The sequence below is a fragment of the Phascolarctobacterium sp. genome, assembly GCF_030531065.1.
GTDB lineage: Bacteria > Bacillota > Negativicutes > Acidaminococcales > Acidaminococcaceae > Phascolarctobacterium_A.
Window position 1 is genome coordinate 62,152 of record NZ_JAUNOQ010000003.1, and the last position, 23,489, is coordinate 85,640.

23 protein-coding genes, 1 tRNA gene and 1 riboswitch are annotated in these 23,489 nt (G+C 48.6%); of the genes, 1 reads left to right on the forward strand and 23 read right to left on the reverse strand.

The genetic code is table 11. From position 1 onward, the window contains the following. Window positions 1-16: 16 nt before the first annotated feature. From Q4E64_RS02745 to Q4E64_RS02805, 13 genes are all read right to left on the reverse strand, one after another. The gene (locus Q4E64_RS02745) at window positions 17-2,734 is read right to left on the reverse strand and encodes an NHLP bacteriocin export ABC transporter permease/ATPase subunit (protein WP_303166115.1); all 2,718 of its coding nucleotides are present in this window, start codon (window positions 2,732-2,734) and stop codon (window positions 17-19) included. A 12-nt stretch (window positions 2,735-2,746) separates the two neighbouring features. After that, window positions 2,747-4,900 (reverse strand): NHLP family bacteriocin export ABC transporter peptidase/permease/ATPase subunit, encoded by a 2,154-nt coding sequence (locus Q4E64_RS02750; RefSeq protein ID WP_303166116.1) that lies wholly within the window; start codon window positions 4,898-4,900, stop codon window positions 2,747-2,749. Then, window positions 4,893-5,852 carry a biotin/lipoyl-binding protein gene (locus tag Q4E64_RS02755; RefSeq protein ID WP_303166117.1) on the reverse strand — a complete coding sequence of 320 codons (960 nt, stop codon included), beginning with the start codon at window positions 5,850-5,852 and terminating at the stop codon, window positions 4,893-4,895. The genes Q4E64_RS02750 and Q4E64_RS02755 overlap by 8 nt, the downstream gene beginning before the upstream one ends. Next, window positions 5,827-7,014, reverse strand: a complete 1,188-nt coding sequence (locus tag Q4E64_RS02760; RefSeq protein WP_303166118.1) for an efflux RND transporter periplasmic adaptor subunit — start codon at window positions 7,012-7,014, stop codon at window positions 5,827-5,829. The genes Q4E64_RS02755 and Q4E64_RS02760 overlap by 26 nt, the downstream gene beginning before the upstream one ends. Before the next feature lie 89 nt (window positions 7,015-7,103). After that, window positions 7,104-7,331 carry a hypothetical protein gene (locus Q4E64_RS02765; RefSeq protein ID WP_303166119.1) on the reverse strand — a complete coding sequence of 76 codons (228 nt, stop codon included), beginning with the start codon at window positions 7,329-7,331 and terminating at the stop codon, window positions 7,104-7,106. Between the two features lie 30 nt (window positions 7,332-7,361). After that, the gene (locus tag Q4E64_RS02770; RefSeq protein ID WP_303166121.1) at window positions 7,362-7,538 is read right to left on the reverse strand and encodes a hypothetical protein; all 177 of its coding nucleotides are present in this window, start codon (window positions 7,536-7,538) and stop codon (window positions 7,362-7,364) included. Window positions 7,539-7,566: 28 nt separating this feature from the next. Then, a complete protein-coding gene (locus Q4E64_RS02775; protein ID WP_303166122.1) occupies window positions 7,567-7,722 on the reverse strand; it encodes a hypothetical protein in 156 nt (51 codons plus the stop codon). A gap of 20 nt (window positions 7,723-7,742) precedes the next feature. Then, window positions 7,743-8,369, reverse strand: coding sequence for a hypothetical protein (locus tag Q4E64_RS02780; protein ID WP_303166123.1), 627 nt, complete (start codon window positions 8,367-8,369; stop codon window positions 7,743-7,745). A gap of 35 nt (window positions 8,370-8,404) precedes the next feature. Beyond that, entirely contained in the window at window positions 8,405-8,845 is a 441-nt protein-coding gene (locus Q4E64_RS02785) for a hypothetical protein (protein WP_303166124.1), read from the reverse strand. 86 nt (window positions 8,846-8,931) lie between these two features. Beyond that, complete coding sequence (locus Q4E64_RS02790) at window positions 8,932-9,576, reverse strand: hypothetical protein (RefSeq protein ID WP_303166125.1); 645 nt, start codon at window positions 9,574-9,576, stop codon at window positions 8,932-8,934. An 84-nt stretch (window positions 9,577-9,660) separates the two neighbouring features. Next, on the reverse strand, window positions 9,661-10,308 hold the full coding sequence (locus Q4E64_RS02795) for a hypothetical protein (RefSeq protein ID WP_303166126.1): 648 nt from the start codon (window positions 10,306-10,308) through the stop codon (window positions 9,661-9,663). Between the two features lie 42 nt (window positions 10,309-10,350). Further along, entirely contained in the window at window positions 10,351-11,724 is a 1,374-nt protein-coding gene (locus Q4E64_RS02800; protein WP_303166127.1) for a radical SAM protein, read from the reverse strand. 38 nt (window positions 11,725-11,762) lie between these two features. Further along, window positions 11,763-12,671, reverse strand: a complete 909-nt coding sequence (locus tag Q4E64_RS02805; RefSeq protein ID WP_303166128.1) for an N-acetyltransferase — start codon at window positions 12,669-12,671, stop codon at window positions 11,763-11,765. Between the two features lie 332 nt (window positions 12,672-13,003). On the opposite strand from Q4E64_RS02805, the gene Q4E64_RS02810 reads away from it, so the two are divergent. Then, window positions 13,004-13,080, forward strand: a tRNA-Arg gene (locus Q4E64_RS02810). Window positions 13,081-13,392: 312 nt separating this feature from the next. Here Q4E64_RS02810 and Q4E64_RS02815 read toward each other — a convergent pair. From Q4E64_RS02815 to Q4E64_RS02860, 10 genes are all read right to left on the reverse strand, one after another. After that, on the reverse strand, window positions 13,393-13,875 hold the full coding sequence (locus tag Q4E64_RS02815; protein ID WP_303166129.1) for a metallophosphoesterase: 483 nt from the start codon (window positions 13,873-13,875) through the stop codon (window positions 13,393-13,395). Continuing rightward, window positions 13,872-14,465 (reverse strand): XTP/dITP diphosphatase, encoded by a 594-nt coding sequence (locus Q4E64_RS02820; RefSeq protein WP_303166130.1) that lies wholly within the window; start codon window positions 14,463-14,465, stop codon window positions 13,872-13,874. Before Q4E64_RS02820 ends, Q4E64_RS02815 begins: the two co-directional genes overlap by 4 nt. Window positions 14,466-14,511: 46 nt before the next feature. Further along, window positions 14,512-15,837, reverse strand: coding sequence for a histone deacetylase (locus Q4E64_RS02825; protein ID WP_303166131.1), 1,326 nt, complete (start codon window positions 15,835-15,837; stop codon window positions 14,512-14,514). Beyond that, window positions 15,837-17,495 (reverse strand): hydantoinase/oxoprolinase family protein, encoded by a 1,659-nt coding sequence (locus Q4E64_RS02830; protein WP_303166132.1) that lies wholly within the window; start codon window positions 17,493-17,495, stop codon window positions 15,837-15,839. Before Q4E64_RS02830 ends, Q4E64_RS02825 begins: the two co-directional genes overlap by 1 nt. A 163-nt stretch (window positions 17,496-17,658) precedes the next feature. After that, window positions 17,659-18,060, reverse strand: a complete 402-nt coding sequence (locus Q4E64_RS02835) for a putative toxin-antitoxin system toxin component, PIN family (RefSeq protein WP_303166133.1) — start codon at window positions 18,058-18,060, stop codon at window positions 17,659-17,661. Then, window positions 18,057-18,332, reverse strand: a complete 276-nt coding sequence (locus Q4E64_RS02840; RefSeq protein WP_303166134.1) for an AbrB/MazE/SpoVT family DNA-binding domain-containing protein — start codon at window positions 18,330-18,332, stop codon at window positions 18,057-18,059. The genes Q4E64_RS02835 and Q4E64_RS02840 overlap by 4 nt, the downstream gene beginning before the upstream one ends. 248 nt (window positions 18,333-18,580) lie before the next feature. Then, the gene (locus Q4E64_RS02845; RefSeq protein WP_303166135.1) at window positions 18,581-19,816 is read right to left on the reverse strand and encodes a Glu/Leu/Phe/Val dehydrogenase; all 1,236 of its coding nucleotides are present in this window, start codon (window positions 19,814-19,816) and stop codon (window positions 18,581-18,583) included. Between the two features lie 209 nt (window positions 19,817-20,025). Continuing rightward, window positions 20,026-21,216, reverse strand: a complete 1,191-nt coding sequence (locus Q4E64_RS02850) for an HD domain-containing protein (protein ID WP_303166136.1) — start codon at window positions 21,214-21,216, stop codon at window positions 20,026-20,028. A 35-nt stretch (window positions 21,217-21,251) separates the two neighbouring features. Beyond that, window positions 21,252-21,617, reverse strand: coding sequence for a YccF domain-containing protein (locus Q4E64_RS02855; RefSeq protein ID WP_303166137.1), 366 nt, complete (start codon window positions 21,615-21,617; stop codon window positions 21,252-21,254). Between the two features lie 149 nt (window positions 21,618-21,766). Beyond that, window positions 21,767-23,110, reverse strand: coding sequence for a sodium:alanine symporter family protein (locus tag Q4E64_RS02860; RefSeq protein WP_303166138.1), 1,344 nt, complete (start codon window positions 23,108-23,110; stop codon window positions 21,767-21,769). Between the two features lie 127 nt (window positions 23,111-23,237). Continuing rightward, window positions 23,238-23,330, reverse strand: a riboswitch (glycine riboswitch). Between the last annotated feature and the right edge of the window lie 159 nt (window positions 23,331-23,489).

Sequence of the window (23,489 nt, forward strand, 5' to 3'; positions counted from 1 at the left end):
TTTCCTGCAAGCTGCATTAAACCAATTGCCGTTTAACCAAAGAGGCGAATACCCCTCCCATATTTATAAGTTCATAATAACTGCCGCTTTCCACTATGCGCCCCTTGTCCATAACTAAAATACGGTCGACGTTTTGCACGGTACTCAAGCGATGTGCAACGATAATTCTTGTCACACGCATAGCGTCTATACTATCGGACACCTTTTTCTGCGTCACATTGTCCAAAGCGCTGGTGGCCTCGTCCATAATGATAATCCTAGGATTATTTACCAAAGCACGCGCTAATAAAATCCTTTGCTTCTGCCCGCCGGAAATATTACCGGCGCCCTCGCTGATAATAGTTTCCATGCCCATGGGCATATTCATAATATCCTTATCCAGCCCTACCTTTTCTGCCGCCTTCCACGCGTCTTCCCTCGTCAAAGGCAGTGTGCCGACTATATTATCAAAAATTCGCCCCGTTAAAAGCCGACCGTTTTGCAAAACCACGCCCATCTGCGAGCGCACCGACGTTATGTCGATGTCCTCTAAATTATATCTGTCATAATAAATCGCCCCATATGCAGGTTTTTCAAAGCCCAATAACAACCTTATAAGAGTGGACTTGCCGCAGCCGCTTGTCCCGACAATAGCCACCGCCTCTCCCTCTTTAATATGCAGCGTTAAATTATCCAACACCATAGGTGCATTCTCGTCATACCTGAAAGATACTTTTTCTAAATCAATATCTCCGCGTAAAACGCCAACCTCTATATTATCAGAAGCAACCTCCGGAACGGTCTCCAAGACGGGAACCAGTCGCTCAAGATTAGGTTTAATGTTTAACAAATCACTAATCGTTGGCACTACAGAAATAATAACGGCATTAAAACCGCTAAAGGCGGCCTGGAAAGCTAAAAAGGTTGCATAATCCATATCCGGATTAGCGCCCTGGGCCGCCGCTTCTTTAATCCAATGCATGGTCATCGCATAAATTATCAGTGGCAATAAAAATCCCAAAACAGTATTTACCGCTTCAAGATAATTGCGCTGCCTGCGTTTTTTTACGTTCCAACGCCATTGTTCGCCGAATAATTTGGCCCATAAAGAATACGCTTGCTTTTCCGCGCCAGCTATCCTGAATTTATTCAAGCCGTTAAATATTTGTAAAACCAAAGCGGTTACCTTGCCGGATGCAATTACTATCTGCCTGTTTATACGCACAATATTATAATATATTACGCCTACAATCAGCAGATAGACAAACCACAAGGCCAAAGCGACAACAGTAAGCTTAGCGCTGTAATACAGCATCAATGCCAAACTCCAGAAAGAAAACGCCATATTAAACACAGCGCCGATACTGCTTCCCATTAACGAGTCGCATATACCGTGAATACTTTCTATACGAGTAAAAAGCTCGCCCACTTGATATTTACGGAAAAAACTCATCGGCAAAGACAGCACCCGCAGCATAATACCGCTGCTTAATTTTATATCGACGCTATTCTTTATGCGCATGATGGCAATATTGCGCGCATAGCCAATCCCCGCCATAGTAAAAGCGGAAACCAACAGCACCTGCGTAACCGTGCTCAGCGCCCGCCGATCGTTAATCGGTATTATATCGCTAAAAATAGTTCCTGTAATCAACGGCGTAAGCAGCGGCACCATGCCCGCAATAACGCTTATGAGCATAATCGCCGCAAGATCGTGCTTCCAGATATTCCGCAATACAAAGTTCAGCAAATCGCGCAGATTCAATTTAGGCTGCGTCAAAGCGGCGTAGCATACGAAAAAATTCTCCTGCAGTAATGCCGCTACGCTTTCGTCAACGCTAACCCCCAAAGGCTGGCTGGCGCTATAAGCTTTATAGCTTGTCGGCGTATCGGGCAGCAAAGCCGCCGGTTCGCCGGTATCCTTCCAAAATCCTATCAGCACGCCGCTATCGTTCCTATACCAAGCGTTATCCGGCTTTACCAAGCGCACATATACCCCTAGCCTCCGCAGCATTTTTTGCAGCAAGGATACGGCGTCGCCATTACTGCTTTCCAAATCCTGAAATTTTGCTACAGGCAAGGCAAAATATCTTGCTACGGCTTTTACCACCAATAAAACAGGTTTACCGCCGTCTTCCAAAGCGTTGGCGGCATAAGCCAGCTCCCGCCGTTCCGTATGCAATAAATTAGCGGCGGCGGCAGCCATGAGATTATCCTGCTGTTGCGCGCGGTTAACAAAGCTGAGTCTGGCCTGCTCCAGCTTTGCTTTAAATTCTTGCTGCGCTGCCGCTGCTAAAAGCCGACGGCTGTAGCAAAACTCCAACCAAATAGTTTCTTCCGGTGTTTCGCCTGTCAAGACGTCCTCTGCCTGGGAAAGTCCGTTGTAGATATCGCTATAACGAAGCCAGCGGCAGTCTTTAGTACTATAAAACCATTGGTTCATTTTGCGCCGCAAATAAGTCAGCTTTTCTCTTTCAGGCTCCGCCTGCAAAAGCTCCGCCACGGTTATAAAGGCAATCTCGCAATCTTCCAAGGCGGATATGTACAAGCCTATTTCTTTATTGTCCGGTACATTAAAAACCAAATGCCCTTCGCCGACCGTCATCAGATAAAGCTGCTGATAGTCTACGCCTTCTTCCCCGCGCGTCAAATAGACTTCCGCCTGCCCGTGTACGAGCTGGATAATCTGCTCCTCGCCGTACAGCGCGAAGCGCTTTCCCTGAGGCAATACTTCTTTTTTATAAAACTTAAACACGTTATTGCCTCCTCAATTTTCCACCAGCACGCGATAAAGACCCGCTTGCGCCATCAGCTCGTCATGAGTGCCGCGCTGTATTATCTTGCCCTTATCCATAACGATAATTTCGTCGCAATCGCGAATCGTACTCAACCTATGGGCTACAATTAAGCAGGAACAGCCGCGCCTGCGGATATTGTCCAACACTCTTTTTTCCGTAAGCGGGTCTAAAGCGCTTGTCGCCTCGTCCAAAACCAGCATTGCCGGATTATGCACCAAAGCGCGCGCCAGCTCCATTCTTTGCCGTTGCCCGCCGCTGAAATTCTTGCCGCCTTCGTCTACAGGCGCTTCATAACCGCCGTCAAGCTGCATAATAGTTTCGTCGATTTCCGCGTCTATCGCGGCTTCGCGCACATCCTTCGGCGTAATATTTTCGTCAAATAAGGTTATATTATCGCGTACCGAACCGGAAAAGAGAAATATTTCCTGATTAACAGCCGCGACGCCGTACGAAAGCAAATTTCTATTTAACTGTTGCCGTTCATAGCCGTCAAATAAAATTTTCCCGTCCCACGGTTTTTCTTCCCCTAAAACTAATTTTGCAACCGTTGACTTACCGCAGCCGCTGCCGCCTACCAAAGCGACCCAACGCCCCGGCCGCAAGTGCAAATTAAAATTTTCCAGTAACGGCGCAGATAATTTACTGTAGCCAAAAGTAAGGTTTTCCATACGCAGCTCGCCGCTAAAATAATCCTTCTGCGCCGTATTTTCCGAAGAATTATATAAGTAATCGTCCTTAGGGTAATTATAAATATCGTCCAAACGCCTCAGCATCATTTCGGTATTTTGCAGCCCCTGTCCTAAGGACAGCAATTTATTAACAGGCTCAGAAAAATTTCCCATAAGCATTTTAAAAGCTATAAAAGTACCGGCTGATAAAACTCCGTCCATGATTTGAAAGCCGCCGATAGTCATAATTAAAGCCACGTTAACGCCGCCCAAAAATTCCGGCAGCAAGCTTACGTTTTGACTGATAAACTGAATCTTTTGGCTTTCCTTCATCATTTTATTTTGCGCCCCGGACCATTTAGCAAAAAAGTCCGCTTCATTGCCGTTAGCCTTTAACGTATCGATGGACTGCAAGCCGTTGATGGTAATGGCCTGCAAAACGCCGTTTTCCTGCAGCATGAGCATGGCTTTTTCCATAATAAAGCTGCGCATTTTAAACAAAACGGCAATATTGAGAGCGCTGAACAACAAGCCAATCAGCGTAAGGGTTATGCTGTACTGGAACAGCAGCGCCAAATAAAAAATAGCAATAAACGTATCTATAACGGCAGTAGCTGCCTGCCGCGTCAGCATATCGGCTACCGATAAATTAAAGCCTATTCTGGAAGCTATTTCTCCCGCATGACGCTGCTGGAAAAAGCTGCCTGGCAAATGCAAAATATGCCACAAGAATCTTCCGGAATCCTGCAAGGTCAGCTTCGTTTGCCAGCGCGTCAGGCTCCATGAACGCAGACCCACTAAAAAAGCCTGCACTATACCCGTAAACGCCAACGCCAATAAAACGTTAAAATTCCAATCGGCATGACGCATAGTGATTACGTCGTCTAAAAACGTTTCGCTGATTGCAGGTATAGCTAAACCCGGCACGACCATGCACAAGCTTAAAATACTGATAAACAACGTCGCTTTGCGATCAGCTAACAGCTTCTGCCCTAAAACGCGACGTATATTATATTTTTTGCCGCCTGGCTTAAACGCCGCATCGGGCTCCATGTGCAGCGCGATACCGGTATACGAATAGCAAAATTTTTTAAAATCAATCGTTCTGTGCCCCGCCGCAGGGTCGTTAAGATAAACCTTATCACCCTCTATTCCCTCTAAAACTACAAAATGATTAAATTCCCAATGCAAAATTGCGGGCCACGGTTTATCGCGCAAGCTTTCCGCCTTCCAGCGAAATCCGCTCGCCTTCATATTATAATTTCTCGCGGCTTTTACAATGTTCAGCGCCTTACTTCCGTCGCGGCCGATGCCGCAGTCCTGACGTAATTGCTCCAATGGCACCCACAAGCCGTAATAAGCCAAAACCATAGCTAAAGACGCGGCGCCGCATTCCACAGCCTCCATTTGCAGAATGGACGGCGTTTTAACATGTTTTCTTTTTTTATCAGTCATTGCGCAACCAATTGCTGAGCTTGCCGAAAACTTTGCTGATAGGAGGCTTTCTTTCGACAATTATCATCCCGCTGTAAACGCTGCCGGGAGTAACCATAATATTATTATCAATCACCGACGACCATAAATATCCGCTGCTATTATCCTTATCACGAATCAATTCCACATGGATTTCCATCGCCGCTCCGTCGCATTTTTCCAACGCCACGTCCGCCAGCGCTTTGTTGCCTAACGTCTTGACCATACGCTCCGCGCTCACGGGATATTCCGAAGTTTCGCGTACTATCCCCAGCAAGCTACCGTATTCCGAAGCGTCGATATCGTTAGGCTGCATTTGCACAACCATGCCCGGCTTAACCTTTTTGCCGCCTGCAGCCGGAGCATACATTACGCCGTGCATATCGTTGCTCTTCTGGTCGCGGCGAACGGAAAATAAATCCGTTCCTGCGCCGACAACAGACCCATCGGTTATTTTTATTTCGCTGACGATGCCGTCGAACGGGCTGTACACATAACGGTAAGTATCGTATTTTTGCGTAATACTATCGTATTGCGCTAAGCTCGACATAGCGTCGGTATTTGATTTTGCCAGGCCGATACTATATTCGGCCATAATTTTATCCTCCGCCAAATCCGGCTGCTGCAATACCGCCAGCAAATCTCCCGCCTTAACGCGCGCGCCTTTATGAACATAAATTTTTTCTATCTGTCCCGAACTCAAACTTTCTACATTAACTATACCGCCGGAATCGACGAGCATACCAAAGCCGTTGACTTTTTCGGCAATAACGCCGAAGACAGACCACACGCAAACGGATAATACCAATAACGCTACCGCAAGCAAAGCCGCCCAGCCGCCCAAAGGAATAATCGTCAGCAGGGAATCCATCTGATCCGGATTGCGTAAACGCTCCAAGGCCTGACTGCTAAAAAGCTTCTCTGATTCCTTCACGCCTGTACACCTCCACCTTCGCGCCTTCCTGCAAGCCTTCCTTGCCGGAAATTATAACCTCGTCGCCTTCCTCAAGCCCACTTAAAATTTCTGTATATGTATCGTTAGCAGCGCCCGTAGTTACCTTTCGTAACTGCAGGCGTTTGTTTTCATCCACAATAAACGCTGCCTTTCGCTCATCGTCGATATTGAAAAGCGCTTTATTATCTACGCACAACGCTTTATAGCTAATAGCGTCGACTATTTTTACATCTCTATATACGCCCGTTTCCAAAAGCCCGGCTCTGTTGTCAACCTTCCAAGTGATAGTATAAATAGGAGCCTCCACATCTAAAGGCGGTTCTGTTTCCGCCAACGCAAGCTTAACTTTATTTTCTATATTCTGCCCCTGCAGCTTATATGAAGAATCAAAACCTTTTTCCAAAAAATCCGCTTCATTAAACACTAAATATTGTTCCGATTCGGACAAGCGTAAATTCTTGACGTCCCTATAGGAAAGATTTTTTTGAAAATAAAGCTCGCGAAAATCTCCGATTAAAGCGACGGACTGACCCTTCTGCACATAATCGCCTTTTTCGGCGTATAAGAGTAGCGCTTCGCCGTCCAGCGGAGCTGTAACCGCCTGATTGCCGTGCATATTTTTTAATTGCTGGTATTCCGCTTCCAAAACCTCTACCTCGGTGGCGGCGGCTTTAGCCGCCGCTATATAAGAATCGTATTCCGAACGCGAAACTGCGCCAACCTTCACCAACGTCGCCCTGCGCTCCTTATCCGCCTCAACCTTGACATATTCCGCCTGCGCCGCCGCTATCTTGCTTTGCAGCTTGGACAATTCCAAATCCATATCGTCGTTATGGATTTTATATAAAACCTGCCCGCGTTTTACCGCTTGGCTCTTTTGCACATAAACGTCCGTCACCCTGCCTTCAACGCGGGCGACGACGTCCGTCATGGTTTCGGAAAATAATTTTATACTGCCATAGCTGTACTGAGGCGCCAACATCCTGTAGCCTACTTCGGCTACTGTCAACGAATGAGCGCGTTCCTCCATCATTTTAGCTATGTTGTTTTCACTTTTAATATTCAAATAAAACCCATAAACAACGAGCGCAGCGCTCAACGCAATAACGCCGCCCACCGCGTAAAGAAAATATTTTTTCATAATTCCAATCCTTAAATCCCATGGCTTTATTCCGGTGTTTTAACTATTCGGCCGTTTTCCAAACTACCGGTCGTTCAAGCCCGGCTCTTTCACCATTCTCCTGAACGTAAAAGGTTTTCCACCTTTTTCAAGTTACTATCCTCCAACTCCTTTTTCATTTTGTTTAACATAAAAGTATCCGTCGAGTAGCTGCCGCCTAAGCCCGCTCGTTTCACCCCGCTACATTCTATACTGCCGCCGCCTGCTACCGCTTCCATTTCTTTTTCCGTAAGCTGTTCATTTTTGGCATTGGCGATAAATTCTTTGTTCCCCTCCATAATGGCCCTTCCTTTCGTTTATACTTTTATTTAATTCTTGGTTTCCCAAATTACCGACTTTTTCGCTTCCTCCTCTAGTATCCTAATCAGCTCTTTGGGTTTCTGAAACTCCAGCTTATAGAGGCTGCCGCCTGCTACCGCTTCCATTTCTTCGTTCGTAAGCTGCTCGCTTTTAGCATTAGCGATAAATTCTTTGTTCTTTTCCATAATAATCCTTCCTTTCGTTAATATTTCTTTAATCCTCGGTTTTCCAAATTACCGGCTTTTTCACTTCGCTCAAGAAAGCTGGCGCCTTAACTCTCAACTTTAAGTCGCTACCCCCTGCTACCTTTTCCATTTCCTCGTTCGTAAGCTGCTCATTTTTGGCATGATCGATAAATTTTTTGTCCATAATTCATTACCTCCTTAACCCTAAAAATCCCTCGCCACGAATTTTCCACAGCCGGGAGCGTGGATATCGCATTTATTGCATTTCTTGCCGCCGGCCACCGCCAGCAAATCATCGTCCGTTAATTCTTCTTTGATGCCGAAGTTAATGCGCACGTCGTCCTGTCCCAAAGTAAACAGCAGAACCTTAGCGTATCCGTCAATTTTTTCGTCGACTACGCATTCCTCGTTTTCAAAAATTCTTACGGCGTGTCCATCCTCAACATTACCTGCAAACACCGCGTAAAAACCGCGCGGTACGATTACTTTATCGAACTCTTTTAATTCCGCCGCCATGTATTCGCCCTCCGGCAACGCTTTAACAGCCTCGCCTTTGATTCCTTGGGCGTAAGTTTCTATCACCGCTAATTTAGGAACAAAAGGAATTTTTATGTCCGCACAATCCTTATCGACGGTAAAATTTTTGCCGCTGCCGTCGGCATTTTCATAAAACGCCGCTCGCGTAAAATCCGCAACCTTAACGGAACCGACGACGGAAAAATCTCCGGCGCTATACTCGCCGCGTTTTAAGCGATTGCAATTTCCCTGATAAAAAGCTTTAGCAAAAATTTGCACAAAGCTCGCGCTTTCGCTGCTGTTTATAAAACGCATTGCCACTCCCCTCCCTAAATTTTATTTTTCAAACGTCATCTGGTTACAAGATGTTCGATGCAAAAACGATAGCTGTCATCCAGCGGTCCTTTATGCTCGGCGCATAAGGAGGGGCAGTCGGTAACAAATATTCTGCAGCTCTCCTTGCGTTTGCCGCCAGCCACAGCTAATAAATCCTCGTCGCTCAGTTCTTCCTTAATACCTAAATCGATATGTATACCTCGCTTTCCCAGGTTGAATATTAAAATTTTATTATATTCGTCAAGATGCGAATCGATTACGCACGCTTCATTTTCAAACACCCTGACCTTATTCTTATCCTCTTGGTGAGCAACAAACGCCGCATAAAAACCTCGCGGCAATAATATTTTGTCAAACTGTTTTAGCTCTTCCGCAAGGTATTCCCCTTCCGGCAACTGTATTATATTTTCTCCGCGCACGCCTTTAGCGTAACTGTCTGCCTCGTAAACTAACATACGTTGCTCCTTATTTTTCAGCAGGCGAAAAATAGCCAGAGCGACGAACTAATACATCCGCCGCTTGGCCACGCCGTCAGTATATCTTATAACCCTACCTCGATACCAGTACGGTTACCGCAGAAAGTGCCGCTGCCGGCGCCCGCTTTAATTTTATTGCCGCAGCCCTTGCCGCCGGCCACTACCAGCAAATCGTCGTCCGTCAATTCTTCTTTGATGCCGAAATTGATGCGCACGTCGTCCTTACCTAAGGTGAACAACAAAACCTTAGCGTATTCGTCAACCTTGCCGTCAATAACGCATTCTTCGTTTTCAAAAATTCTTACGGTGTGCTCGTCCTCGTTGTTACCGGCAAATACTGCGTAAAAGCCGCGCGGCACGATTACCTTATCGAACTCTTTTAATTCCGCCGCCGTATATTCTCCCTCCGGCAATTCTTTGGCAACGTCGCCCTTAAATCCTTTGGCATAAGTTTCTACCACCGTTAATTGCGGCGCAAAAGCTACCTCCGCCGCAGCGCAGTCCTTGTCCACGATTACGTGCTTGCCGCTGCCGTCGGCATTTTCATAAAACGCAACGCGCGTAAAATCAGCAACCTTAATTGAGCCTACAGCCTTAACGTCGTCGTATTCGCCGCGCGCCAGCTTGAGCGCTTCGCCCTGGTACCCAGCCGCCGCAAAAATTTCCGCAACGCTTTCCGTCGCCACCGTGCTCACAAAATTCATTTTCATAGCGCTTAACCTTCTTTCAATACAAAAATTTTTCAGAAAAACATTATCCTACATCCGTTGATAACAGAACCGGGGAAAATAAAATTATTTTTTCACATTGCCAATGGAATCGTTACCGCAGGAATCAAACGGATTGCAATCGCCCATCTCAATATCGTTGCCGCAGGCTTTGCCGCCAGCCACTGCCAGCAAATCGTCGTCCGTCAATTCTTCTTTGATGCCGAAATTGATGCGCACGTCGTCCTTGCCCAAAGTGAACAGCAAAACCTTCGCGTATTCGTCAACCTTGCCGTCGATAACGCATTCTTCGTTTTCAAAAATTCTTACGGTATGCTCGTCCTCGCTGTTACCGGCGAACACCGCATAGAAGCCGCGCGGCACGATTACTTTATCGAACGCTTTTAATTCCGCCGCCGTATATTCGCCCTCCGGCAATTCTTTAACGGCGTCGCTCTTAATTCCTTTAGCGTAAGTTTCTACCACCGTTAATTGCGGTGCAAAAGCTACTTCCACCGCAGCGCAGTTCTTGTCCACAACGACGTGCTTGCCGCTGCCGTCGGCGTTTTCATAAAACGCAACGCGCGTAAAATCCGCAACCTTGACGGAGCCCACGGCTTTGACGTCGGCGTACTCGCCGCGAGCCAGCTTTGCCGCCTCTCCCTGATATCCTGCCGCTGCAAAAATTTCCGCAACGCTTTCCGTAGCTACTGTGCTCACAAAACTCATTTTCATATTCTTGTGCCTCCTTATAAAATATTTATAAATAGAACACGGCTAAACAAATTCTTCCGCTTGCGCCATATTCTCATTTATCGCGTATAATTGCAGCCGCTCGCGTAAATTATTTTTCAAGCTGCGGCAGGACGCGCCATAAGCTCCCGTTTTATCAGCGCAGCCCCCTGCGCACTGCGGCAGCGCTATACATTCGTAGCATTCCTCATATTTCAAGAGCGGCCGCGTCAGCCAATTCTGATAAAGCTTGTTCTCATAAATTTTTTGGCAATCGCCGATATTGCCGACGCTCAGCTTGGCGTCGGATACCGTGTTCCAGCATTTATGCACACTTCCGTCCGGCAAAATCACAAAGCTGTTTCTGCGCACAGCGCCGCACAAGCTGCCCAATCTTATCGGCAGCCCCGGCGTATGTAATTTTAAAGCGACGGCTTTCTTTAAAAGTTTCAGCTCCAACGCGCTAAAATTTTCCAAGCTCATTACTTCGTCCGCATTTAAACCGGCCGTCCCTATTCCGATATCCACGGGCGCAAAATAAACGTTAAAATTTTCGCGCCCGCCAAAGCCCTGCTCGCTTAAATAGAGCAATAAATTTTCTATACTGTCCTTATTGCGTTGGTCAATATTCACTCTGATATTAAAATTCAGCTTGTTTTCAAGAACTACATTCCGCAAATTCTCCATAATCGCGGCAAACGTAGCTCCGCCTCCTTTTAAATAACGGCGGCTGTCGTGCGCCTGCGCGTCTCCGTCTATGGTTATCTGCACGGAACTGATTTTGCATTGCGCCAGTCTGTCCGCTACCGCAAACGTCAAGTTGAAACCGTTCGTTACGATACTCGCGCTGTAATCGCAGCCGTTATTTTCACATAGAGATAATATTTTCCCTGTCAAGCTTTCGATAACGGGCACGGCCAGCAAAGGCTCGCCGCCATACCACGTAATATGCACGCCTTTTTTATCGTAAATATTATTCCCAATGAAATTAAGAACTTGCTCCTGCACTCTTTGCTCCATAGGTTTGCTTGCGTCATGCAATCCCTGAAAGCAATAATCGCAGGCAAAATTGCAGGCCATGGTAGGAGCGACGGTTAAAGAAAGCGCTTTTTCCTTTTTATTTTTTAAGATAGCAATAGCTTGCTCGAAAAGTTTTAATTCGTCGCTGGCTTTTTTCAGGACGAACATTTCATGGATAAGGCTATCCAAAAACTTACTTAAATAAAGCTGGCTTGGCGCAAGCCTCGCCGCCTCCCGCTGGCTGCCTCCGCCCGCCAATAAATCGTAAATTGCTTTTTCCAAAGCCGTCCAGCGTTTGCAAACGCCGCCCATGCCGCTGTAAGCGAGCGCTCCGTCCTGCAGCGGCAACAAAATATTAAACTTCGACGGCTTATATAAATTGATATTGCGGTAAATCATTCTGCAACTCCTATCCGCCTCAAAAATTTCTTACGAGCTTATTTTGCTGTTCTATCTTTATAGAAGGTAGTTAATTTTATTTCTTTGCTGCCCGGGAACGAAACCGGCAGCTTCCCCAACATATTGGTAAGTTTTTTATCGGCCGCGTCAATATTAAAAATTACTTTCTTTATTTTGTCAGGCGAGGCGGCTACATATTCTAAAGTTTTCAGCAAAGTCCAGACGCCCACGCCGGTATTTTTATAGCTGTCCAAACAAGCGCGGCAAGATACTTCCGCCACCTGAGGATTATTTGGCAATTCCGTTAAAGCGAGATAACCCACCGTTTTCTCATTTTTAATTACTAAAAAGCTTCCCTCGTCGATTCTCTTACGCCTTTCGCTAAACGGATCCAGATATGAGGGATAAGCTTTTCCTATTTCATCTTTAATTTGCCGTAAACTTTCCGCGTCGGCTTCGCAGAAATTTTTTATAACGAAGCGGCGTTTTTTCATAAAAGAATCCAATCTGTCGCCTTCTTCAGCCATATATTTATGAAAAACGCTTCTGGTATGAGGCGTACTGGTGTTGATAACGCTGATGGATTCTTTTTTTACGTAAAACCCTGACTTTTCAACAACCCGGCGCAAAGCAGCGTTTTTCTCCACAACAAATTCCAAAGCAACAGAGCGGCAGCCTTGAGCGAAAAAATTTTCCGCAGCATAAAGCAAAAGTTTTTGCGCAATCCCCTGATTACGCATTTCTTTCTTGACAGAAATATATTTAATCATGCCTACGCCATCGGCGCTTATTTCGCCAAAAACCGCTCCGCCATATTGTTCGCAATCGTCTACGGCAACAAAGACTTCGCACTCGCCCTTTAAAGCAATTTTTGCATAATACAGAAACAAATTGCTTTCATCAAAAGCCAACGCTTTTCCTTTTATTAAATAATTTTGCAAAATCATCTCGGCACACCTACATCAGATTAAAAATTTACAACAAAAGTTTTTCGATTTATACTATATTTTCATTATAACACGCTTGTCCCCCCCCGACAAGCTTTTACTACGCAAAAAATCCTTACTTTCTCTAGCTTGTCGTCATTTCATTTTTCCTAAGCCAACATAATGAAAACCTCACATACAAGTACAAGCATAAAATATTTTGCAAACCGCATGGCGTCCTGTTTATTTTTAATCTTTGGCAATAAAGGTCAGCGTTAAAAATTTCGTCAATAAATTTTCACAAAAAAGTATTGACAAAAGCGCCGTCCCTAGTTATAATTAATTACGTTGTTGGCCTCATAGCTCAGCTGGATAGAGCGTTTGACTACGAATCAAAAGGTCGCAGGTTCGAGTCCTGCTGAGGTCACCATTATGAATGTCTGGGGTTGTCACACTTTTTTTAGTGCGACAGCCCCTTTTCTTTTTTCCTGCGTACATCAAGCAAACACACCATTTTGATCTCTAGAACCGTTACTATCTCAGTAACGGTTTTTCTTTTTCCATGCGTACATCGAGCAAATACACCATTAAGAAATTCAGCCGTTACTACCGCAGTAACGGCTTTTTATTGCGTAATCTAGCAAATACATCAAAATAGCCTACTGAGCCATAAAAATACCGACCTCCCATAGTTAAATTTTTAGGTCTAACTTTTGGTGGTCGGTACATAAAAGCAGCGATTTTATTTTAATTCTATAAGCTCTACCTCCGGCTTTGCGCCCCGCTGCAAGGTCAGCACGGCAAAGCAGGGCTTGGAGCCGCCGCGAGGGCGAGCAGGGCTGCCCGGATTAACGAGCAGCGTATCGCCGTAATAGGCGTTGACCGGCGCATGCGTATGCCCGTACACAACTATATCCTGGTCCAGCTGCCTGGCCCAATAGCCCAAGTCCGCCTTCTCGTTCCACTGAATATATTTATGCCCGTGCGTCAGCCACAGCTTAAAATTTTCCAGGACAAGAAATTCGTCGTACTTTGCGCCGTTGTCCAGCAAATCGCAGTTGCCGCGCACACAGACCGTTTCAATCCCCGTCAGATTTTGCAGCAGATTGGCGTCCGCCGCATGGTCGCCCGTATGCAGCCACAGCTCCACCGGCGGCGTGAGCTGCAATATTTTGCGAATGGCCTGCACGCTGCCGTGAGTGTCGCCGGTGATGCCTATTTTCATTTCTTTTTGCTCCAAATAGCCACCAGCTTACGGATAGCCTTACCACGATGGCTGATTTTATTTTTTTCCTGCATGCTGGCCTCGCCCATACCCTTGTGCAATTCCGTGGACCAAAAAAGCGGGTCGTAGCCGAAGCCCTCGCTGCCCAAAGGCGCGTGCAGCAGCATACCGTCGCAAACGCCGTCCACCTCGTTCAGCACCTTGCCGTCAGGCTGGGCCACGCATAAGGCGCAGCGAAAGCGGCAGGTACGCTTCACCTGGAATTTCATATTGTGCAGCAGCAGGTTATTATTATCCTCGTCGCTGGCTTCTTCTCCGGCATAACGGGCGCTGCGCACGCCGGGCGCCCCGTCCAAAGCCTGCACCTCCAGCCCGGAATCGTCGGCAATGCAGGGCTTGCCCAGCTTTTTAGCGTAATACACGGCCTTCAACCGCGCATTAGCCGCAAAGGTGCGGCCTGTTTCCGCAGGCTCCTCCACTTTATCAAAATCCGCCAAATATTTAATTTCGATGGGCAAGTCCTTCATTAAAACTTTAAATTCATCTACCTTGCCCTGGTTATGAGTAGCAATAACCAATTCCTTTAACATGCAAAAACCTCGTTTCCAAACATTTTATTTACCTAGCCGCGTCCCATTACAGCTCCTCAATCACACCGCTGTCTATATTTTGCACCAGCACATACTGCCATTTGCCGCGTTTCTTTTCCCGCAGGGCTTCGTCATACGCAGCCTGACGGCACTTGGCGCACACGCCGCGCGGCAGGCAAACGATAAAAGCGCTTTGGTCGCCGAAGCGCGTGCCCTCCGCCGCCGTCTGTATAGTAAAATAGCCGCCGCAGGCACGGTACGCACAATAGCGCAGAGTTTCCAGCTGCTCCTCGCGAATGCCTTCCTCATCATAATAAATATGCTTGCGCCGCTGCCATGTGCCGCCGCATTGAGCCAACAGGCGCTGTTGCATAGCCGCTCGCTGAAAATAAATTTCTCCGGCCTGCTCGATAAGCTGGTCCACCCGCTTATTGCAGCGCGGGTCCTGCCGCCGCAGCATACTGCTGTCCGGCTCCACTACCTTGCTGTAGTCCAAACCGGCCATGGCCAAAATAATGCCTGTGTTCACATAGGGAAGAGCGCTTTCAATAGAATAACCGCCCTCCAGCACAGCAATATCGGCCTGCAGCTTAGCGGCCAGACGCGCATAACCCTGCGCCGTCACCTGCATGGAAGCCAAGGGATCGCTGAAATGATTGTCCTGACCGGCGCTGTTGATAATCAGCTCCGGCTGAAAATCCTCTAAAATATGGCTGATGAGCCCGTCGTACAAACGGTGCAGGCCCTCGTCCCCAGTTCCCGGCAGCAGCGGCAGGTTAATATTGGTGCCCCACGCCGCAGGACTGCCAGCCTCCTCCGGAAAACCGGTACCCGGGTACAGCGTGCGCCCGTCCTGATGAAAAGAAATATATAAAGTATTGGGATCGTGGTAAAAAATATCCTGCGAACCGTCGCCATGATGCACGTCCGTGTCCACCACGGCGATTTTACGGATATTATACTTGCTCCGTAAATATTCTACCATGATCGCTTCGATATTAACAGTACAAAAGCCGCGAATTCCGTGAACAACGCGCATAGCGTGATGTCCCGGCGGCCGCACCAGCGCAAAGGCGCGCCGCACCTCCCGCTGCATTACGGCGTCCGCCGCCGCTAGGCAGCCTCCGGCAGAGGTAAGATGCGCAGGCGTTATCAGCCGGGCAATATTGGGCACGCCCACGTGCGCCCGCTGCAAATCTTCTATCTGCGCCAGACGGGGACGGTATTCGCGAATTTCCTCGCAATCGAACAAGCCTTCTTCCTCCAGCTGGTCGCGGGTATATAAAAGCCGTTCCTGGCGCTCCGGGTGTCCGGGGCTGATCATCCAGTCAAAGGCCGGAAAAAAAACTAAGCCTAAAGTATTTTTAGCCATTAAAAGCGCACCTCCCTGCCGCGAACCTTGTGCAGAATGCCGGGCTTGAGCTGCATGCGCAGGCTGTAAATATCGCCCCGGTCATAATAGCCGTGTACGGTATTAAAATGCTCGTAGCTGATTAGCTCCGTTTCCTGATCGGGCAGCAGCCATTCCGCCGTCTGCTCCCGCAGCCACTGGCTAAGAATATCCTGCGCCATAGCCTTGCCGAAGCCCCGCGGCAAACGCTCCCGCCGTCCGCTTTCCGGTATGATGTAATAGCCGTCGGTAGTGTCCGCCCGCAGGCCAGCGCTCAAAGTGGGTCTCGCTACCGCCGCGCCGACGGCGTTGGCCACCATCGCGCCCAAGGGAATATCCACGGGCAGCCCCATCGCCTCGCCCAAAGCCGTAATCAGCCCGGGAGCGCCGCCGCCCACGCCGATTAAACGCTGAGGCACAAACTCCGTGCCGCGGATAACGTCGTCCACCGTATAAACGGGCTGCTTGGCCCACTCGTCCAGCATTTCCTGAATCGTGCGCCGGATAACGGCTACTGCGCCGGCAATAATCTGCCGCGCCGTCGGCTCCGGCTCGCCGCCCAAAGCGGCAATGGCCTGCCGCGACCGCTGCGGCTCGCCAAAGCTTACATAGCCCGCCGTAATCAGCGCGTCGGACAAGGTGGCCTTACTGCCGCCCACGGCTGCCGCCGGGCCTTCGCGCTCCGGTCCCACCTGATAACCGCCGTCCGCCAGCTTATGAATGCGGCTGTCGCCGCCGATGCCGATACTGCGCATATGGAAGGAGCGCACCGCCGTAGGATAGCCGTTGATAATTGCGCCGCGCTTGGCCATCAATGGCAGACTCTTTTCCCAAAAGGCAATATCCGTAGTTGTGCCGCCAACGTCCAGCGAAATGCTGTTGACCGACGGCGCAGCCAAAGCCTCGATGCCCAGCACAGAAGCCGCCGGTCCGGTAAACACCGCCTCCACGGGCTGCTCCAAAGCTACGGCTAAAGGCAGCGTGCCGCCGTCCGCCTTTAAAATATGCACCGGCGCAGTAATGCCGCGCTCAGCCAAAGCCCTTGCGATACGCTGGCTGAAACGCTTAAACAAAGCGTAGACCTGCGCCGCAAAATAAGCGGAATTAGTCCGGCGGATAAAATTCAGCTCGCCGCTCAGCTCGCTGCCCAGAAAAATCTTTTCGTAACCGCATTTTTTCAGCTCATGCTGCGCCTGAAATTCCAGCTGCGGATCGCGCACGGCAAATTTGCCGCTGACGGCGCACACGCCGCGCCCTTGTCTGTTTAACAAATCGCGGTGCTTCGTCCAATCCAGCTGCGCCGTAATCTTGCCGCGATGATCCACATAACCGCTCAAATAATAAGGCGTTACCGGCACATGACCTTTAATATTCATGCCGGGGCCGGTAATGACCGCCAGCAACACCGGGTCCAGCTTGCCTTCCGTCAGCGCATTGGTAACTATGGTGCTGGAAATTACTACCCGCTCTAATTTTTCCGCCGCCCGCTCTGCCTGCGGCAATACCGCGTCCAGCGCGGCCAGCAAACAGTGCAGCACATCCTCGTGGGTCGTGGGAACCTTGGCCTGCGCCGCCACCTCCGCCTGCTCCAGCAGCACCGCGTCCGTAAAAGTGCCGCCTACATCTATACCTAACAGCATTGAGTTCCCTCCTTTGCGACAAAACTTGATGTGTTATAATTCCATAAGCAGGAAGATTTTTCCTGCCTGCGGAAAAAGAAAACTGCACGTCCCTCAACAAAATGGCCGTACAGCTTTCTAAACGAAGTACAAAAGAAATTATAAAACTTTTTTGTTATTTTCCTTAGTATTTTAGAAACTCAGCAGGAGTCATAACCGCAGGATTCTTAATGCCTGACTCTAAAAAATCTTTATCGCCCGTAAGCAAAATATCAGCTTTAGCTTTAATAGCAGCCCTCAAAATCGGACGGTCATTTATATCGCGGACGTAGATTTCATAAAAATTTTCTTCTGTTGGGACAGGTACCAACTCCAAGGTCAAAAGAGCGACAGAAAGGAACTTATCCAAAGCTGTAATGCGTTCAGGAAATTTTTTATGAAATATCCGCTTCATTTCATCAACATTTTGCTCGCAAATCAAGCCATGATTCGGATATGATGCCGCTTTAACATAAGCCTGAAAAGGTACGCCATTTTCGTTCAAAGCAGCGGAAATTAAAACATTGGTATCTATCAAAACTCTCATGCAGACTTATCCTCAGTTCGCAATTCTTTAACAAGCGCCACAATATCGTCATCAGAATTTATTCCTGCACGTTCCGCTTCCCCAGCCATCTCTTTTTGTAAAACCTGCATAGCATAAATGGCCGAATTAACAATCCGAACGCTATTGCCTTCAACGATAAACGTAATACGGTCGCCGCTTGCTACGCCAAGAATTTTTCTTATATCTTTCGGAATAGTGATTTGCCCTTTAGCCATGACTTTAGCGTTATCAACAAACATATTCGCCAGCATAATTTCAACCTCCTTCTCAAGTATGTAAAGTAGGGATTTCTATGCTTTTATTATACATAGAAAACGCAAGAAAAACAACTCTGGTACGCAACTTAAAATTTTCGCCAACGAAACGGTGGCCATAAAGCTTCTTATTTTAAATTTACCTTACAGCATTTCAGTGCACACTACAAAAATCCCCGGCAACCAGTTGATTGTCGGGGATAAGCTTTTTATTGCTCCGCAGAGTCAGTTTTTATTTTTTACTTTCAGCACATTCCGCGAATCTTCATCGCTTCTACCAAACTGTTCAAAGCGACGATGTACGCCGCTACGCGCATATCGACGCCGTATTGCTCGGCTTTAGCATGTACTTCTTTGAAAGCTTTGATCATCATAGCGGTTTGCTTTTCGATAACCTCTTCCTCCGTCCAGAAGTAACGATAGAGATTTTGTACCCATTCAAAATAGCTTACGGTTACGCCGCCGCCGTTAGCCAGAATATCGGGCACAACCATAATTCCCTTAGCGTCCAGAATTGCGTCGGCGTCGGGAGTCGTCGGGCCGTTAGCGCCTTCGCAGATAATCTCGGCCTGCACTGCGTCCGCATTGTCGGCGGTAATTTGCAGCTCCATAGCGCACGGAGCCAGAACCGTAACCTTCATTGCCAAAAGCTCGGCGTTAGTGATGGGATGACTGCCCGGATAGCCGACTACGCTGCCGGTTTTCTTCACATATTCGTCCACAGCATAGCAATCGAAGCCGTCGGCGTTATAAATAGCGCCGAATACGTCGCTCAAGGCCACAACCTTTACGCCTGCGTCGCAGAACAGTTTAGCAGTCCAGCTGCCTACGTTGCCAAACCCTTGTACTGCTGCGGTAGCGTCGGCGGGAGCGATGCCTTTCAGCTTCAAAGCCTCCAACGCGGCCACAACCACGCCGCGTCCCGTAGCGGCAGTACGTCCCAAAGAGCCGCCTACGGCGATAGCTTTACCGGTAATAAAGCCGGGCTCGTATTGTCCGGTCAGCTTGCTGTATTCGTCCATCATCCAACCCATGATTTGAGCGTTGGTATTCATATCAGGCGCGGGAATATCGCGTTTTTCACCGATAATCGGCGCGATTTTATCAATAAAGCCGCGAGTCAGCGCTTCCAATTCGCGTTTGGACAGCTTGGACGGGTCTACGATAATGCCGCCCTTACCGCCGCCGTAAGGCAGACCGGCAACTGCGCATTTGCAGGTCATCCAAAAAGCTAAGGTTTTAACTTCGTCCATGTTAACGTTTTGGTGATAGCGCACGCCGCCCTTAGCCGGGCCAAGAATGGTGCTGTGCTGGCTGCGGTAACCGGTGAAAACCTTTGTCGTGCCGTCGTCCATCTTTACCGGAATAGCAACCTCCAGAGTACGCTCAGGATTAGCGATAATCTGCGCTGCGCCTGCGTCCAATTTCATGGTTTCAATAGCTTTATTCAGGGGAATCTGAGCCATTTCAAAAATATTCATAATCTGACCTCCTTTAAACAATGAATGGGAACTACTTACCTACTACCTATATTATAGCTTGTATACTGTATACTGTAAATGCTTTTTCGAGAAAATTTTTGCTATTTTCTGAATGCTGAGCCTTTTGAGTTATGCTAATAGCGCGTCTTCAGCGTTAATATTGCGCTCTATTGATTGCAGGGCCGACGTAAAAGCGCCGGCCCCAATCTTTATTCAAACTCGTCGTAGACGCTGCCAAAATCAATACCGCCGATAATTTTACCCTTATACATCTCCCTGATGCTTTGCTCTCCCTCAGTCATGTGCTTAGAAGTAATGCCATAGCGGCGCGACAACCACACTTCTACGAAAGCAGCCAGATTATCGCAGGCCTTGAGCACCGTGCCGTCGATAGCGTGACAGCCGTCGTAATTATATTTTTCGTCCAGCTCGTCGATGTCCACCTGCATTGTCTTACCGTCCAGCCTGATGCGGTTCGTAAATTCGTTTTGCGTATAATATAAAATATCCTCGTGCCAGCCGTAGGGCAGGAGCGGCAAAATTTTTTCCGCCACCAGACGTTCCTCGATACGTTTAATCAAATCGTCCAGCCCCGGCACGCTGCGCTTCACCGGACTGATGATGTCGCGCGTCAGCACCTCCGGCAGGTCGTGGAACAAGCCGCACAAAAAGTCGCCCACAATGCGCTCGTCGCAAGCGCCCAGCTTGACGGCGCAGAAATAAGCCATTATCGCCACTAACAGCACGTGCCCCATAACGGAGGTTTCCGGTACGCGCGGCGACTGCGCCCAACGCTTTTGAAAGCGCAGCTGCCCCACCAAATCGATAAACTTGCTGCTCTTGCCGTTTAACGCCAGCTTCTTCACCGCCGCCAAATCGTAATGGTCCTCCAGCTCGTTATCGATTAACGCCTTCGTATCCTCGCTGCCGTAAATGCCTTCGTTAAAGTGGTAAATGATTTCAAATTCCCATTTCGTCGCCAGATAATGCGCCGCCCGCAGGATTTTCTTTTCCATGGGGCAGTAAGCGGCGTCCTCAAAATAATTGCGCATCTTTTCCATAAAATCGTCCTGAATATCGGGAATGCGGCGGCGCAGCTCCTCGTACACCCAGGCGTTGAGCTCCTTGCCGTAGACGCGCATCATCTCGTGAAAAACCGGCGGCTTGATATCCGTCAGCACGTTGCGCTGTAAAAATTCAAAAATGCCGCCCTCGATGAGGCTGCGCCAGTTCAGCTTAACGCCGTGGTCGTCCTCCTCATGCCGCGCCAGCACGTACATAATCATCATCTTATGCGCCTGCTTATCCAGCTCCGTAAAGCCGCCGGGACGGATATGCTCGTTCCAGCGCTGGATATGCGCCGCGTCGTACAAAAATTCAATAAAGCTTTTCGTCAGCATCAAACCATCTCCAGTCTTTCCTATTCATCCCACCGTCAATCTTCGACTATTTCCGCGCCGAAGGGCAGCAGCGCCAGCTTGGCCAGCTTAAAATGCTGCAAACCGAAGGGAATGCCGATAATCGTCACGCACAGCGTCAGGCCAAAGGTGACATGGGCCAAAGCCATTTCCACGCCGCCGAAAATCAGCCACAAAATATTCAGCAGCAGGCTGCCCGCGCCTCCGCCGTAGGTAATGCTCTTGCCAAAGGGGAAAAAGCTCAAACGGCCAAATTTAAAGCATTGCAGGCCTACGGGAATGCCAATAATCGTCGCGCACCACAGCACGCCGATGAAGAACCAGCCGAGACCGGCAAAAATTCCGCCGAAAATAAACCAAATGATGTTGCCCAAAATACTCATGACGCCACATCCTTTCTCAAGTAAAAGCTTACCGCCGGTTAATTGGCAGTAATAGCTATATTTCCATTATAGCAAAGCTAACGCCTTCTGCATAGCAAAAGAGGGCTCTTTTCACAAAGAAGCCCTCTTTAACGCATTTTCGTTACAATTTATTTTTCGTTTTCCTTTAAATGCTTTTGGTAAGCTTTCGTTTCAGCAACTACCACGCCGGTCAAAGCCAGCAAAGCGATCAAGTTAGGGATGGCCATAAGGCCGTTGACGATATCCGCCAGCACCCAGATTTCCTCCAGCTTGAGGAAGGGGCCGCAGGCAATAAGAATAATGAAGATAACGCGGTAAGGCATAATCGCTTTAACGCCCAGCAGATATTCCACGCAGCGCTCGCCGTAATAGTTCCAGCCCAGAATCGTCGTAAAGGCGAAGAGCACCAGGCCGATTAAGAGCAGCATGCCGCCCCACGCGGGGAAAGCCATTCTGAAAGCCGCGTCCGTCATGGCCGCGCCGTTCAAATCGCCGCACCAAACGCCGGTAACGGTTAAGGAAAGACCGGTCAAAGTACAAATAATAATGGTGTCGATAAAGGTACCGGTCATAGAAACCAGGCCCTGCTCGGCAGGCCATTTGGTTTTAGCGGCCGCAGCTACGATAGGAGCGGAGCCCAAGCCGGATTCGTTGGAGAAAACGCCGCGGGCCACGCCGCTGCGCATAGCCAGCATAACAGTCGCGCCTAAAAAGCCGCCCTGCGCCGCAGTCGGCGTAAAAGCGTCATGCAGTACGGTGGCGATAGCAGCGGGCAACTGATCGGCGAAGGCGATCAAAATGCCAACGGTCGTCAAAAAGTACAGCACGGCCATGCCGGGAACAACCTTAGCCGCTACGGTCGCGATGGATTTCAAGCCGCCGATGGTAACTGCCGCTACCAACACGGTCAAGGCAATACCGGTGTAAATAACGGGAATGCCGGCGGAAATTTGCGTAATTTCCACGATGGAGTTTACCTGAGCGAAGGTGCCAATGCCAAAGTAAGCGCACAGCACGCCAAAAGCGGCGAAAATAACAGCCAAGGGCTTGTAGGCTTTGCCCATACCGTTTTCAATATAATACATCGGGCCGCCGGAAATATTGCCGTCGGCGTCCACCGTGCGGTATTTTACGGCCAGCAAACATTCGGCGTATTTCGTAGCCATGCCGAAGAAAGCCGCCATCCACATCCAAAAGAGCGCGCCGGGCCCGCCCGCCTTAATCGCGGTAGCCACGCCGACGATATTACCGGTGCCAACCGTAGCGGCCAACGCCGTACATAAAGCCTTAAAGCTGTTGACGTCGCCGTGCCCGTCGTTCTTGGCGCTAAAAATCAATTTCAAAGCGCTGCCCAGTTTGAAAACCTGCAAAAGCTGCAGGCGGATGGTCAGCCAAATGCCCGTGCCGACCAGCAGCACTAAAAGCGGCGGCCCCCAGACGAACGAATCAATCGCGTTTAAAGTATCCAACATAACAAAACATCTCCCTTTTCCCTCATTTGGTTAGCGTAAAATTGCGTAAGTAAATAAAAAACCGGAGTATTGCGCTCATACTCCGGTAAAAGTCAATGACAATATGAAGGCTCTGTGCAGCCTTGCATAAGCTTTCTCCGTCCTTTGGCCTGAGAGATTAGGATGCGTCGCATCCGTGCACCTTCGGCGCCCATTTAAGGGACTCTCCAGAGTTGTGTCGGCATACGGTTCCGCTTCAGCGAAGCACCTGAGAGTTTTGCTCCTTCGGTAGGCAAGGCCTTCTCCCATATACGTCATCCACTCAATATTTACTTATGTACGTCATTATAACACAAATTTGAGAAAATGCAAGCGTTTTTTAGAATTATTTTTGCCGAAC